Annotated in this window: 16 protein-coding genes; 5 read left to right on the top strand and 11 right to left on the bottom strand. The window is 39.0% G+C overall.

Going from position 1 to position 12,653, the window contains the following annotated elements; genetic code table 11:
• From nqrF to JM84_RS04630, 3 genes are all read left to right on the top strand, one after another.
• Nucleotides 1–1,308, top strand: coding sequence for an NADH:ubiquinone reductase (Na(+)-transporting) subunit F (nqrF, locus tag JM84_RS04620; protein ID WP_144782987.1), 1,308 nt, complete (start codon nucleotides 1–3; stop codon nucleotides 1,306–1,308).
• Nucleotides 1,309–1,443: 135 nt separating this feature from the next.
• Entirely contained in the window at nucleotides 1,444–1,806 is a 363-nt protein-coding gene (locus tag JM84_RS04625) for a hypothetical protein (protein WP_013750222.1), read from the top strand.
• A complete protein-coding gene (locus tag JM84_RS04630) occupies nucleotides 1,806–2,801 on the top strand; it encodes an FAD:protein FMN transferase (protein ID WP_144782989.1) in 996 nt (331 codons plus the stop codon). Before JM84_RS04625 ends, JM84_RS04630 begins: the two co-directional genes overlap by 1 nt.
• An 11-nt stretch (nucleotides 2,802–2,812) precedes the next feature.
• On the opposite strand, the gene JM84_RS04635 is transcribed toward JM84_RS04630, so the two are convergent.
• The 9 genes from JM84_RS04635 to JM84_RS04675 all read right to left on the bottom strand — a co-directional run bounded on the left by JM84_RS04635 (nucleotide 2,813) and on the right by JM84_RS04675 (nucleotide 10,260).
• Nucleotides 2,813–3,577 carry a class I SAM-dependent methyltransferase gene (locus JM84_RS04635; RefSeq protein ID WP_013750220.1) on the bottom strand — a complete coding sequence of 255 codons (765 nt, stop codon included), beginning with the start codon at nucleotides 3,575–3,577 and terminating at the stop codon, nucleotides 2,813–2,815.
• Between the two features lie 3 nt (nucleotides 3,578–3,580).
• On the bottom strand, nucleotides 3,581–4,402 hold the full coding sequence (map, locus tag JM84_RS04640) for a type I methionyl aminopeptidase (protein WP_013750219.1): 822 nt from the start codon (nucleotides 4,400–4,402) through the stop codon (nucleotides 3,581–3,583).
• On the bottom strand, nucleotides 4,402–4,860 hold the full coding sequence (locus JM84_RS04645; protein WP_013750218.1) for a BT0820 family HAD-type phosphatase: 459 nt from the start codon (nucleotides 4,858–4,860) through the stop codon (nucleotides 4,402–4,404). The genes map and JM84_RS04645 overlap by 1 nt, the downstream gene beginning before the upstream one ends.
• 108 nt (nucleotides 4,861–4,968) lie before the next feature.
• Nucleotides 4,969–5,355 carry a DUF805 domain-containing protein gene (locus JM84_RS04650; protein ID WP_013750217.1) on the bottom strand — a complete coding sequence of 129 codons (387 nt, stop codon included), beginning with the start codon at nucleotides 5,353–5,355 and terminating at the stop codon, nucleotides 4,969–4,971.
• 128 nt (nucleotides 5,356–5,483) lie between these two features.
• A complete protein-coding gene (locus tag JM84_RS04655) occupies nucleotides 5,484–6,056 on the bottom strand; it encodes a thioredoxin family protein (protein ID WP_144782991.1) in 573 nt (190 codons plus the stop codon).
• Nucleotides 6,046–6,657, bottom strand: coding sequence for a thioredoxin family protein (locus JM84_RS04660; RefSeq protein ID WP_013750215.1), 612 nt, complete (start codon nucleotides 6,655–6,657; stop codon nucleotides 6,046–6,048). The genes JM84_RS04655 and JM84_RS04660 overlap by 11 nt, the downstream gene beginning before the upstream one ends.
• 12 nt (nucleotides 6,658–6,669) lie before the next feature.
• Nucleotides 6,670–8,184 carry a 2,3-bisphosphoglycerate-independent phosphoglycerate mutase gene (gene gpmI / locus JM84_RS04665; protein ID WP_013750214.1) on the bottom strand — a complete coding sequence of 505 codons (1,515 nt, stop codon included), beginning with the start codon at nucleotides 8,182–8,184 and terminating at the stop codon, nucleotides 6,670–6,672.
• A gap of 81 nt (nucleotides 8,185–8,265) precedes the next feature.
• Nucleotides 8,266–9,051, bottom strand: coding sequence for a M48 family metalloprotease (locus JM84_RS04670; protein WP_013750213.1), 786 nt, complete (start codon nucleotides 9,049–9,051; stop codon nucleotides 8,266–8,268).
• Nucleotides 9,052–9,195: 144 nt separating this feature from the next.
• Entirely contained in the window at nucleotides 9,196–10,260 is a 1,065-nt protein-coding gene (locus JM84_RS04675; RefSeq protein WP_013750212.1) for a branched-chain amino acid aminotransferase, read from the bottom strand.
• Nucleotides 10,261–10,341: 81 nt separating this feature from the next.
• Here JM84_RS04675 and JM84_RS04680 point away from each other — a divergent pair, with 81 nt between their 5' ends.
• Both JM84_RS04680 and mnmD read left to right on the top strand, forming a co-directional pair.
• The gene (locus tag JM84_RS04680; protein ID WP_013750211.1) at nucleotides 10,342–10,866 is read left to right on the top strand and encodes a DUF4920 domain-containing protein; all 525 of its coding nucleotides are present in this window, start codon (nucleotides 10,342–10,344) and stop codon (nucleotides 10,864–10,866) included.
• Nucleotides 10,867–10,940: 74 nt separating this feature from the next.
• Nucleotides 10,941–11,624: a tRNA (5-methylaminomethyl-2-thiouridine)(34)-methyltransferase MnmD gene (gene mnmD, locus JM84_RS04685; protein ID WP_144782993.1), complete on the top strand. Its 684-nt coding sequence runs from the start codon at nucleotides 10,941–10,943 to the stop codon at nucleotides 11,622–11,624.
• Here mnmD and JM84_RS04690 read toward each other — a convergent pair.
• Together JM84_RS04690 and JM84_RS04695 are read right to left on the bottom strand one after the other, a co-directional pair.
• On the bottom strand, nucleotides 11,608–11,991 hold the full coding sequence (locus JM84_RS04690; RefSeq protein ID WP_144782995.1) for a DUF2809 domain-containing protein: 384 nt from the start codon (nucleotides 11,989–11,991) through the stop codon (nucleotides 11,608–11,610). The two genes, mnmD and JM84_RS04690, sit on opposite strands and share 17 nt — an antisense overlap.
• Nucleotides 11,991–12,653 (bottom strand): DUF1361 domain-containing protein, encoded by a 663-nt coding sequence (locus JM84_RS04695; protein ID WP_144782997.1) that lies wholly within the window; start codon nucleotides 12,651–12,653, stop codon nucleotides 11,991–11,993. The genes JM84_RS04690 and JM84_RS04695 overlap by 1 nt, the downstream gene beginning before the upstream one ends.

Consider the following 12,653-nt stretch of genomic DNA (forward strand, 5'->3'; position numbering starts at 1 on the left):
ATGATACTAGCCGCATCAATGTCCGGCGTTGTCATCGCGACAATCGCTGCCTTTTTGGTACTTACGTTACTGCTCGTGGGATTATTGCTTTTTACAAAGCAAAAGCTATCTCCATCGGGGCCTGTAACAATTACAATAAACGGAGAGAAACAAGTAGAGGTTGCCTCAGGAAGTACATTACTTTCTACATTAGGTAACAACAAAATATTCTTACCATCTGCCTGTGGAGGTGGAGGTACTTGTATACAGTGTGAGTGTCACGTTCTTGAAGGAGGTGGAGAAGCATTGCCTACAGAAACGCCACACTTTTCTCGTAAAGAACTTGCTCATGGAGCGCGTCTTGCTTGTCAGGTAAAAGTAAAGCAAGATATGAATATCACTATCCCAGAAGAAGTATTTGGGATCAAGAAGTGGGATGCAACCGTAGTACGTAACTATAACGTAGCATCATTCATTAAGGAGTTTGTAGTAGAGATTCCAGAGGATATGGGCTACAAAGCTGGAGGTTATATTCAGATTGAAATCCCTGAATGTACAATCAATTATAAAGATATTGATATCACGGCTCACCCAGAGGAGCATGAAACTCCAGATAAGTTTCAAGCAGAATGGGATAAGTTTGGTTTATGGCCACTTACCATGAAAAATAATGAAACCGTAGAGCGTGCATACTCAATGGCTTCCTTCCCAGCTGAAGGTCGTGAGATTATGTTGAACGTACGTATTGCTACTCCACCATGGGATAGAGCAAAAAACCAATGGATGGATGTTAACCCTGGGGTTGCCTCATCTTATATATTTGCACAAAAGCCTGGTGATAAAGTAGTAATTTCTGGTCCTTATGGAGAGTTCTTCATAAACGAGTCTGAGTCTGAGATGCTTTACGTAGGTGGTGGAGCAGGAATGGCGCCTATGCGTTCTCACCTGTATCACTTATTCAAAACTCTTAAAACAGGACGCACGGTTACTTACTGGTATGGAGGACGTTCTAAGCGTGAATTGTTCTACCTTGAGCACTTCCGTGAGTTAGAAAGAGAATTTCCTAACTTTAAGTTCTACCTAGCGCTTTCTGAGCCTATGGAAGAAGACAACTGGAAAGTAAAAGAAGATACAGATGCAGAGGGAGATGGATTTACAGGATTCATTCACCAAGTAGTAATTGATCAATACTTAAGTAAACATGAGGCTCCAGAAGATATCGAGCTTTATTTCTGTGGTCCTCCACTTATGAATAACGCTGTTCAAAAGATGGGAGAAGATTATGGAATTCCAGATGAGAACATTCGTTTTGATGACTTTGGAGGATAGTATATAATTTCGCTTTCGCGAAAACCTAAAAACCCGATACAGCAATGTATCGGGTTTTGTGTTTCTACCCTCCTGAGTGCTTTCAAAAGTAACGGGTGGTTAGGTAGAAATAAACATGAATATTATCTTTGTATTATGGCAGAACTCCTCACAGAACAAGAGCTTCATAACCTCGCGATGAATATCGTGGGAGATGATCTTACTAGTCAAGGCTACGAATTTATGGCAGTAAATTCTAAGCTTAAAAAGGATCCACAGTTTGTGGCTCTCAAGGATAAAAAATTACATTTTGTTATCGTGCGAGCTCGTACATTCCCAGAAGATGCAAATCTGTATGACGAGGCGCAAATGATAAGAATGCGTGATCATGCTATAAAGTTTGAAGCCCGCACTTTTTATGCTGGAGTAGGGCTAGGACATGGTGATAATTATCAATTACCAGTAGAGAAGGATAAGCCTTATCGAGAGATATACAACGGACTTCAAGAAATAACTTAATGAGATTACTTTTACTTTTTCTAGCCATTACTATTCTTTCTTGTAAGCAAGTTAATGTAGCAGATGAGATTACCATCCAAGGAGATGCATTTGGAACTACGTATGCAGTAAAATATTTTGGTCCAGAGCAAGACGCAATTCGTATCAAAAAAGGAATTGATTCTGTTATTTATGCAGTTAATAAATCAATGAGCACCTATTTGCCCGATAGTGATATTTCTAAGATTAATAGAGGAGATAGTACTATTGTAATAGATGATATGTTTAAGGATGTGTATTCGCTTTCGCGAAAGCTTAATAAAGCCACATCAGGCTATTTTGACCCTACAGTAGGAACATTGCGTAATGCGTATGGATTTGGAGATACAGAGGCGCTTAAGGTAATTGATAGCACGGCTCTTGATTCATTAATGAAGTATGTAGGTTGGGATAAGGTAACGCTCAGTGAAAATGATAAAATCGAAAAGACTTATCCAGAGATATATTTTGATTTTAATGCTGTGGCAAAAGGTTATGGTGTGGATAGAGTTGGCATCTTTATGAATGAAGAAGGATACCGTAATTTTCTTGTAGATATAGGAGGAGAAATAGTGGCTTCTGGATTTAATGAAAGAAAACAAGAGTCTTGGATAGTTGGAATAGAAAATCTTGACTCGCCTTTAGAAAAACGTACACATAGCGTATTGGTAGGTCTAAGAGACAAGGCAATGGCTGGATCTGGTAATTATAGGAAGAATCGTATTGATGAAACTACAGGCGAGCAATACGTTCATACTTTAAATCCACTTACGGGTTCTGCAGAACGCAGTGATGTCCTTAGTGCAACCATTATCGCAGTAGATTGCGCTACGGCAGATGCTTGGGCAACTTCATGTATGGCAATGGGCCTTGATCGTGCTAAGGAAGCTTTAAAAGGTCAAGACGTAGAGGCTTACTTAGTTTATGACGGTGGAGTGTATATGACGGAGGGGTTTGAGGAATATATTCAGGATTAAAACCTCGTAGATTACTTATAACAAACAGGTAGTATCTCACCTTGAGCTAGTCTATATCTATCTACTTCTTCTTGAGATAGGGTGTTTGTGTAATCAACTTCGTCTACTTTAAACCCTATACTTCTTAGCTTGTCAAAATAGTCGCGACCGTAGACACGAACGTGATCATATTGTCCAAAAATCTTAGCTCTTTCGTCACGATCTGTGATGGTGTCATCTTCAAAGGTTGAGGCTCTATCTAGCTCTTGAGGAATTTGTAAAATCGCCATCCCACCTGGTCTTAACACGCGATATAATTCTTGCATCGCTTTAGTATCATTTGGGATATGCTCTAATACATGATTACAGAATATGAGATCATAACTGTTTTCGCCGAAAGGCAAATCACATATATCTGCTTTTACATCTGCTAGCGGAGAGTTTAAATCTGTGGTAGTATAATCAAGGTGTGCGCTTTCGCGAAAGCGTTTATAAAAAGCTTGCTCTGGAGCAAAATGCAACACTTTTCTTGGGGAAGTAAAGAAATCTGTTTCCCGTTGTAACCAAAGCCATAAGAGTCTGTGACGTTCTAGTGAGAGCGTAGATGGAGACAGTACATTCTCTCTTGGTGTACCATAACCGTACGGTAAAAATTTCTTAAATGTTTTTCCGTCTATAGGATCCTCGTAACGGTCACCTTTCAAAAAGGTAGCCATAATAGGTCTCACCACATAACTAGCCCTTATTAATAAAGGTCGCGGAATGGCGTTTAAGAAAAATTTGAAAAGCTTTTTCACTAGTTAAAGCACTAAAGCTTGCTGGCGAAAAGGAGTTTCCTCATCGCTCTCAATTCCTAGTGCTTTATAGATGTAAGCAAAAGTAGATAGTAATTCCGGCTTGCCATCTAGTATAGCTACGTCATGTTCAAAATGAGCGCTTGGTTTATTATCGCGCGTAGTAATCGTCCAGCCATCATTGTGCTGTGTGATATTGCGAGTTCCCATATTAGTCATAGGTTCGATGGCTACTACCATCCCTTCTATAAACTTTTTACCACGTCCACGTTTACCATAGTTAGGCATTTCTGGATCTTCATGCATGGTAGTTCCTAGACCGTGACCTACAAGTTCGCGCACTACACCATAGCCATGATCTTCTGTAAATTTCTGAATAGCATACCCTACGTCACCTACGCGATTCCCTATTTTAAGTTGTTCTATTCCCACATAAAGAGATTGCTTAGTAACTTCAAGTAATTTCTTTACTTCTGGTGCTACTTCGCCTACTTCAAATGTGTAGGCGTGATCGCCATAGAAGCCATTTTTGATAGCTCCACAATCTATAGAGATAATATCTCCTTCTACAAGAGGTTTGTTGTTAGGAATTCCATGAACAACCTGGTCATTAGGACTCATGCAAAGTGTGTTCGGAAAATCGTATAAACCCAAGAAACCTGGAATCGCATCTTGTGAACGTATATAGTCTTCTGCTATCTTATCGAGATATAGTGTGGTTACTCCTGGTTTTACCTCTCCAGCAAGTATGCCTAAGGTACGAGATACTACTAGCGCACTTTCACGCATTAATTCTATCTCTTCTCTTGTTTTCTGTATAATTGCCATTATGCGTTTTCGTCTTTAAAAAGCTCCTCTATGCGAGACATAAAGCTCTTCTTTGTTTTATTTCTAGCAGGTTTACTGCGTTTCTGTTTTAGCGTAGGTGATTTCTCGGCACTGCTGCCTAATATTTGATAGATTTCTCCCCAGCCCATCATACCACGTACATCGCGATCATCAATAAAAATATCTGCGTTGATCTTGCGGCTTATCTCTTCGCTTAAAACTTCTTCTGGATAGCTTTTATTTATGGCATAAAATGTTATGCCATTATCCTTACAAAACTGAACCGCTTCATCTAAGCGAGCGCCACTTCTATAGGTCCATAGAATAAGGCGGTTTCCTTCTTGTTGTAATTTTTTAAGGGTATCAAAAGCAAATAACATAGGCTTACCAATCCCCGGGTACGCATTTTCTACAATGGTTCCGTCAAAATCTACAGCTATGGTTTTTGTTGTTTCGATTGCTTTAAAGTTTATGCAAAATTACAAAAAGATCAACGGTTAGTTATACATAATAGCAAAGGGCTTCTAATGAATTATTAGAAGCCCTTATTTATAAATAAATAGTTGTTATTGTATCAAGTCACCTTTTGGGTCTGAACCGTATTGATTAGGGCCGTGAGTTCCTTCTGTAGCCATAAGTATCAATAACCAAATACCGCCTATAAATGGCACAAAGCCTATAAAGTACCAAGTGCCGCTTTTACCCTGGTCATGAAGCCTGCGCACTACTACCGCAATACTAGGTATGAATAGAGCGACTATGTACAGAAAAAGTAATAGACCTCCTATCATCATTAGCGCTTCACTCTCCATAATTGCTCCAACAATAAGTGGAATATAAGAAAGCATTACGAAAATAATATTAAAAAGCGCAAACATCCAATACTCTTCCCTGCGCGCTCTTCCTTCAAAGTTTGCATAATTGTCTCTTACTACTTTTAAATACCATTTCATAAATTGATTGTTTTTTGATTAATGTTTAAGGCGCTAAGCTAATAAAAATCATAGCTCCTTTGAAATTATATAAAAAAATAAAACCCTCATGAAGATGAGGGTTTTAAGATTAAGTATTAATCGTCTATTTACTCAGCATAAGCATGCTTATAATCTTCGCCAGATAGAATCTTTGCCATATCTTTCTCTAAGCTTTCTAGAGGATACTCTACAATGCGACCTAGTTCTTGACCATCTTTCATGAAAATGAATGTAGGCACATTTGTTATATCTTTTCCTTTTACTAGTTCTTCTGGAGCTGTTTTGTCCTCTGAAACAGTGATAAGTTTTACAGTTTCACTTTCATAATCTACTTCATCAAGAATTTTGAAAAAAGCAGGTACCTCACGCTGACTGTCCTCACACCACGTTCCCATGAATATGGTAATTCTTACGTCTTTGAGACCTTCTTTTATAGCCGTAAGAGACTCCATGTTTATAGTATGATTCTTATAGCTATTCATAAACCATTCGTTATATGGTTCAGACTCTAGGGTTTCTCGCTCTTGTGCGCCTAAAAGAATGGCAATCCCATTGTCGTCCACATTTTTATCTACAACTTCTACTTCTTCTACCACCACAACTTCTTCGGTAGGGGTTTTTTCTTTACAAGAGAAAGTGAGTGCTATAATGGCTGCTAAGGCAATAATATTAGTTTTCATAAGAGTGTTTATAAGGTTCTCCATTTAAAATTTTAAGCATGTCTTCTTCTAGACTTTCTACTGGACGCTCCACAATACGTCCTATTTCTTTACCATCTTTTTTAAAGATAAAAGTAGGTACACGTATGATGTTATTCCCGTCGGTATATATTGTAGGTTTTTTCTTGGTACGATCTACTGTGATAAGCTCTAAGTCTTGATTTTTAAAAGAAGCTTCATCAAGTATCTTAAACATTCTAGGGGTCTCACGTTTACTATCTCCACACCATGTTCCCATAAAAGTAGTGATAGTAACACCTTCTAGCCCTTTCTCTATGTCTTTTATGTAATCTGTATTTACTACATATTTTGCATAGTTAGGATTAAACCAACTATCAAAAGGAGCTTGCTTGAGCGCACTTCTATCTTCCTTGCCTACGAGCATAGTCTTTTGTTTTGGAGCAGGTTTTGCCACTACCGCTGGGAGTGCAGGCTTGGCAGGTTTTTTTGGTTCTACAGTTTCTGCAACTTGAGGGGTAGGAGTGGCTTCTACTGCTTTTTTTGAGCTATCACAACTTGACATAAGAGCAAGAAGTGCGAGTGTTATATAAAAATGTTTCATTGTCTTTGTAATTTATATTAGTGGTGTGCAATCCATAACCCCCGGTTGATTCACGCCTAATAGTTTTAAAACCGTAGGAGCAATATCAGATAGAATACCATTATTAATTTTCTTGATATCCTTGTCAACTAGAATTACGGGTACAGGGTTTGTTGTGTGAGCCGTATTTGGAGAGCCATCAGGGTTAATCATTACCTCGGCATTTCCATGGTCGGCAATGATGATTACGGTGTAGTCATTTTCTTCGGCGGTGGTAACGATGTCTTTAACACAAATATCTACAGTCTCACAAGCTTTAATTGCTGCCTCCATAACACCGGTATGACCTACCATATCTGGATTTGCAAAGTTGAGACAAACAAAATCTACCTCTCCTTTGTTTATTTCTGGAACTATCTTATCACGTATTTCAAAGGCGCTCATTTCTGGCTGTAAGTCGTAGGTGGCAACCTTTGGTGAAGGTGCGAGCAATCTAGACTCTCCATCAAAAGGTTCTTCTCGGCCTCCAGAAAAGAAAAATGTTACGTGTGGGTACTTCTCAGTCTCGGCGATGCGTATTTGCTTTTTTCCAGCATTTGCAAGTACCTCTCCTAAGGTATTTACTAAGTTATCTTTATCATAGATGACTTTCATACCTGTGAACGTGTCATCATAATTTGTCATGGTAACGTAGTACAAGTTTAGCTTTTGAGTGTCTTGCTCAAGAAAATCTTTTTGAGACAACATTTCTGTTAGTTCGCGACCACGATCTGTTCTAAAGTTAAAGAAGATCACCACATCACCTTTTTGAACGGTAGATATACTCTCGTTATCTTGGGTTACAAATATCGGGTCAATAAACTCATCCGTTTTTCCGGCATCGTAGCTATCTTGAATAGATTGTACAACATCTTTAGTAGGTGTTCCAGCACCTTTGGTAATTAGATTATATGCAAGAGCAACGCGTTCCCATCGTTTGTCTCTATCCATCGCATAGTAGCGACCTATTACAGATGCTAGTTGTGCGTTGTGCGCTTTCGCGAAAGCAGAAATATCTCCTATAAGTTCTTTTCCAGATTTTGGATCTACATCACGACCATCTGTAAATGCGTGAATGTAAGATTGAGGAACTCCTGCATTTTCGGCAGCGAGAATAAGACCTTTAAGGTGGTTGATGTGTGAGTGTACACCTCCATCAGAAACAAGACCTAGAAAGTGAACAGATTTATTGTTTTCTTTCGCGAAAGCGAAAGCATCTTTCAATACTTGCTCATCTTTAAGCGTATCATCTTTGAGTGCTTTATTGATTTTAGCAAAATCTTGATATACAATACGACCAGCACCTAGGTTCATGTGGCCTACTTCGCTATTACCCATTTGACCTTCTGGGAGGCCTACATTCTCACCATGAGTGAGTAATTGAGCATGTGGGTACTTATTGTAAAGGCTATCTATAAATGGCGTTTGCGCTTGGTCTACAGCAGATACTTTCTTGTCTGGAGCCATGCCCCATCCATCAAGTATCATGAGTATTGTTTTCTTATTCATTTTCTTAGGTTATAACGTAAAGATAAAAACAAAACCTCGCGAGAGCGAGGTTTTATAAGGGTTTTAACGAAAACGGTTGCGCTACATTGTAGCTGGACCCGTGTAACCATATTTCTGGATACTCTCCTTTATTTGCTCAATACGATTCTCTGGATCTGGGTGTGTGCTAGAGAATTCTGGCTGGCTACTGCCACCACTTGCTGCTTTAAGTATTTTCATCACACCTATCATCTGGTATGGGTCATACCCAGCGCGTATCATAAAACGTACCCCTAGGTCATCACTTTCTAACTCATCATCACGGCCGTTACCTAGTAACACACTCTGACCTATAGAACCAGCAGCACCGCCCATGCCGCCGCCTACCTCTGCACCCATAGAGATGGTAGACCACATGCTAGAGTTTTCGGCACGCTCTGCGCTGTGCTTACCTAGAACGTGACCTATTTCATGTCCAAGAACACCTGCGACTTGATCTTCATTTTCAAGTTTTGAAAGTAGGGCATACGTAATAAATATTTGCCCTCCTGGGAGTGCAAATGCGTTTACGGTTTGTTCATCTCGCAATAAATGGAAGTCATATCTATAAGGTGTCTCACGAGCCATACTTTCTTGTACAAGTTTGTTTCCCACTTGGTCTACAAAAGATTGAAGTTGCTGGTCTGGGTGTAAACCGCCATGCTGCTCTGCCATTTGCGGGGCATATTGAATCCCCATTGCTATCTCCTCGTCTGGAGACATACTTATTGCCTGTACCTTTCCTGTATATGGATTTTCCTCGCGATTGCTGCAATTTTTAAAAAGTGCAAAAGCAACAATAGCAACACCAATAAGTAATCTGATCTTAAGACCACTGCCTCTTTTCATAATATGATGGTTAATTTATTTGTGGCTCTAAGTTACTTAAAAAGTCTTTAGTTCGTATTTAAGATACATGAATAGCCTTTATTTATAAGCAAAAAGTCCCAAAACCCTTGCGGGATTTGGGACTTGATATAAGTGCACTGGGTGTTACTTTACAGCAACTCTCCAGCCATATTTATCTTCAGAACGGTTGTACTGTATGTCGTTTAAAGCTTTCTTAAACTTCATACCGTAGCTATTTTCTGGTGCGTTTAGTTTGTGATCTTCACCTTTATAAGCAAAACTTTTAAAAGGAACCACTACTGCTGCTGTACCTACACCAAAAATCTCTTTAAGGTCTCCAGCCTCAGATGCAGCAACAATTTCTTTTACAGCTACTGGGCGCACTTCTACAGTGATTCCAGCATCTTTAGCCAGTTGGATAACACTCTTACGTGTGATTCCGTCTAGGATTGTATCGTTAGTAGGTGCTGTAAGAAGTGTATCTCCTACGCGGAAAAATACATTCATTGTTCCTGCCTCTTCTAAGTATTCGTGTGTGTTTGCGTCTGTCCAGATAATTTGTTGGTATCCTTCTTCCTTAGCAAGGTTAGTAGGGTAAAACTGGGCTGCATAGTTACCTGCTGCTTTTGCAAATCCTACGCCACCGCTTGCTGCCCGGCTATATTTTTCTGCAAAAACTACACTTACTTCTCCAGAGTAGTAAGACTGTGCAGGAGCAAGTATGATTAAAAATTTATAACGATCTGCAGGTGATGCAGAAACTCCAGATTGTGTTGCTATGTTAAACGGGCGTATGTATAATGAGTTACCATCACCAGCCTTTATCCAAGCTTCGTCTAGTTTTAAAAGTTCAGTAAGTCCTTCCATAAAGATATCCTTAGGAAGTTCTGGCATAGCAAGACGGGCAGAAGATTTATTTATACGAGCCCAGTTATCTTCTGGACGGAATAAAAAGACATCTCCGTTGTCATCTTTAAAGGCTTTCATTCCTTCAAAAACGGCTTGACCGTAATGAAAAACTTTAGCACTAGGCTCCATAGGTATCGGTCCGTAAGGAACGATTTCTGGTTGTTGCCATGCACCATTTGCATATTCTATAGAGAACATATGATCAGTAAAAACGCTTCCAAAAGCAAGGTTACTAAAGTCCACATCGCCTATTTTTGAGGCGTTGCGCTTTTCGATACGAAGTGTAGAGGTTGTTTCCATAACTACAAATTTAGCGATTTACCGTCCTCAATGAATGATTTTTGCATAATTTTGCGATGTACAAACTAAAATGAACTAATTATGAAGATATTAGCAACAATATTCTTAATTGCCTTGACTATAATGAGCTGTAAGGAGCATGAAGGTGCTAATGATAACGCTTTCGCGAAAGCGGAATCTGCAAATACCACGCTACAAGATGAGTATGTGAGTTATGGAGCTGCAATTTCTTTAGAAAATTCATTAACCAAAAGCGAGGTAGCAGAAAGATATGCAGCACTTGCCGAAGGTGATACTGCAGTTGTGAAATTTGAAGCACCTATTAATGATGTTTGCGCCTCAAAAGGTTGCTGGATGCGCTTAGATATAGCAGATGAGGAACAAGTGTTTGTAAAGTTCAAAGATTACGGATTCTTTGTGCCTACGGATACTAAAGATGGAAATGCCGTTGTAGAAGGTAAAGCTTATCTAGAAGAAGTATCTGTAGATGAGTTACGTCACATGGCTGAAGATGCTGGGAAATCCAAAGAGGAGATTGCTGCAATCACAAAGCCAGAACGCGAGTTGCGTTTTATGGCAGATGGTGTGTTAATTAAAGCAGAGTAATTCCTATTTTATAAAATCATTAAAAAAGGGTAGGCGCAGGCTTACCCTTTTTTTACTAGTATTATCTAACACAAATGAAAAGAGAAATTATCACGACAGGAGACGGCTCAAAGACGATACACATTGCAGAGTGGGATGAGCAGTATCATTCTAAACACGGAGCGATACAAGAAGCGCGTCACGTATTTTTAATGACAGGACTAGAGCACTACGTGGGACAACATCGAGATCAAAAAGAAATTGCGATATTAGAAATGGGTTTTGGAACGGGACTCAATGCATTGCTCACCTATTTTGAAGGAGATAAATATCAAGTTTCTTTTAATTATTTGGGAGCAGAAGCTTATCCCGTTTCTCAAGAGGAAGCTGCAGCGATGGATTATGCCAGTCAGCTTGAGGAAGAGGATGCAACAAGCATTTATAATAAGTTACACGATGCTACGTGGGAAGAGGAGTCAAAAATCAGTGATCATTTTAAGCTTACAAAACGCAAGCAGCGTTTTGAAGATATTACGGATAATGAGGTTTTTGATTTAATCTATTTTGATGCCTTTGGTCCAAGAGTTCAGCCAACATTATGGACAGAAGAGATTTTTACAAAAATGTTTAATGCACTAAAACCTAACGGTGTGTTGACAACATATTGCGCTCAAGGAGCTGCAAGGAGAGCAATGCAAGCTGTAGGTTTTCAAGTAGAACGGTTACCTGGACCTCCAGGAAAACGCGAGATGTTGAGAGCGACTAAGCTTGGTCTCTAAGTTTTTCGACAATTATAATAAAGAGATATCCGCCTACATAAGCAAGCATATTCCACCACGAGAAAGAGGTGCCTAGAATAATGCGCGCGAGTTTATTATCTGCTAGGCCTGTGTAGTTTATAAAGGAAATTGCTTGTAGGCCTTCTACTATAAAAGCAAATAGTAATACCGCCAGCGCCGTAATGTTTTTGCTTTTAAAACTTCTCGGAATATTAAACAACCCCATTATAAGCACATAGATTAACACTACAACAATACTATCGCCTAAGTAAGGTCTTATGAAATCGTCATGTACGTAAATGGCAATAAATATTTCCATTGCTAGTAGGACTAAGAATGCGATGATGTATTTAAGTGATAAGCGCATTAGTTTTTGTGTTTTGAATGAGTGAATTGTAGCCCAAAAAAGGAAAGTATTATGATAGCTGCATAGCCAAATGTGACCATCCAGGTTTTACTATTTATATATGGATGTCTAATTTGATTCCATATGTCGTTAGTAAGACCTAAGGGGTTCTGAATAATATCCCAGCTATTCCATCTTAAAAATCTACCTAGATAAATGCCAAAGCCACAGAGGATAAATATGCCTATGGTAACGTAAAAAATATATTGAGGTCTCAATTTTAAAACTAGGAGCTTTTGCATGTCACTTACCGTTAAGTACATTATAAATAGCGCATACCATACAAAGGTTGTGAGCATTAAGATGTCGTACCAAATAACATCTGGGGTGCTATGTTGCAAATGCTGTAAATCACTTATTAAATAAGGCGTATTAGGCAAAAACAGTAACCATATCATTGCTATTGGAATCCACTTCCAGCTAGATTGCATCCATTGTTTTTTTGATACTAGAAGTAGTGAGCAAGCATAGGGTATAAATGCAAGAAACAGGTTCCACACCAAAAAGAGAAAGAAAAATGAACCAGTCATCTTAATGCGTATTGCAAGTAAAATGAAGCATAGTAAAAGACCTCCTATGAGAATATAGAACTCTCTAAGTTTTGAGATGATAATTTTTTCCAT

Source organism: Dokdonia sp. Hel_I_63 (assembly GCF_007827285.1).
Taxonomy (GTDB): Bacteria; Bacteroidota; Bacteroidia; order Flavobacteriales; family Flavobacteriaceae; genus Dokdonia.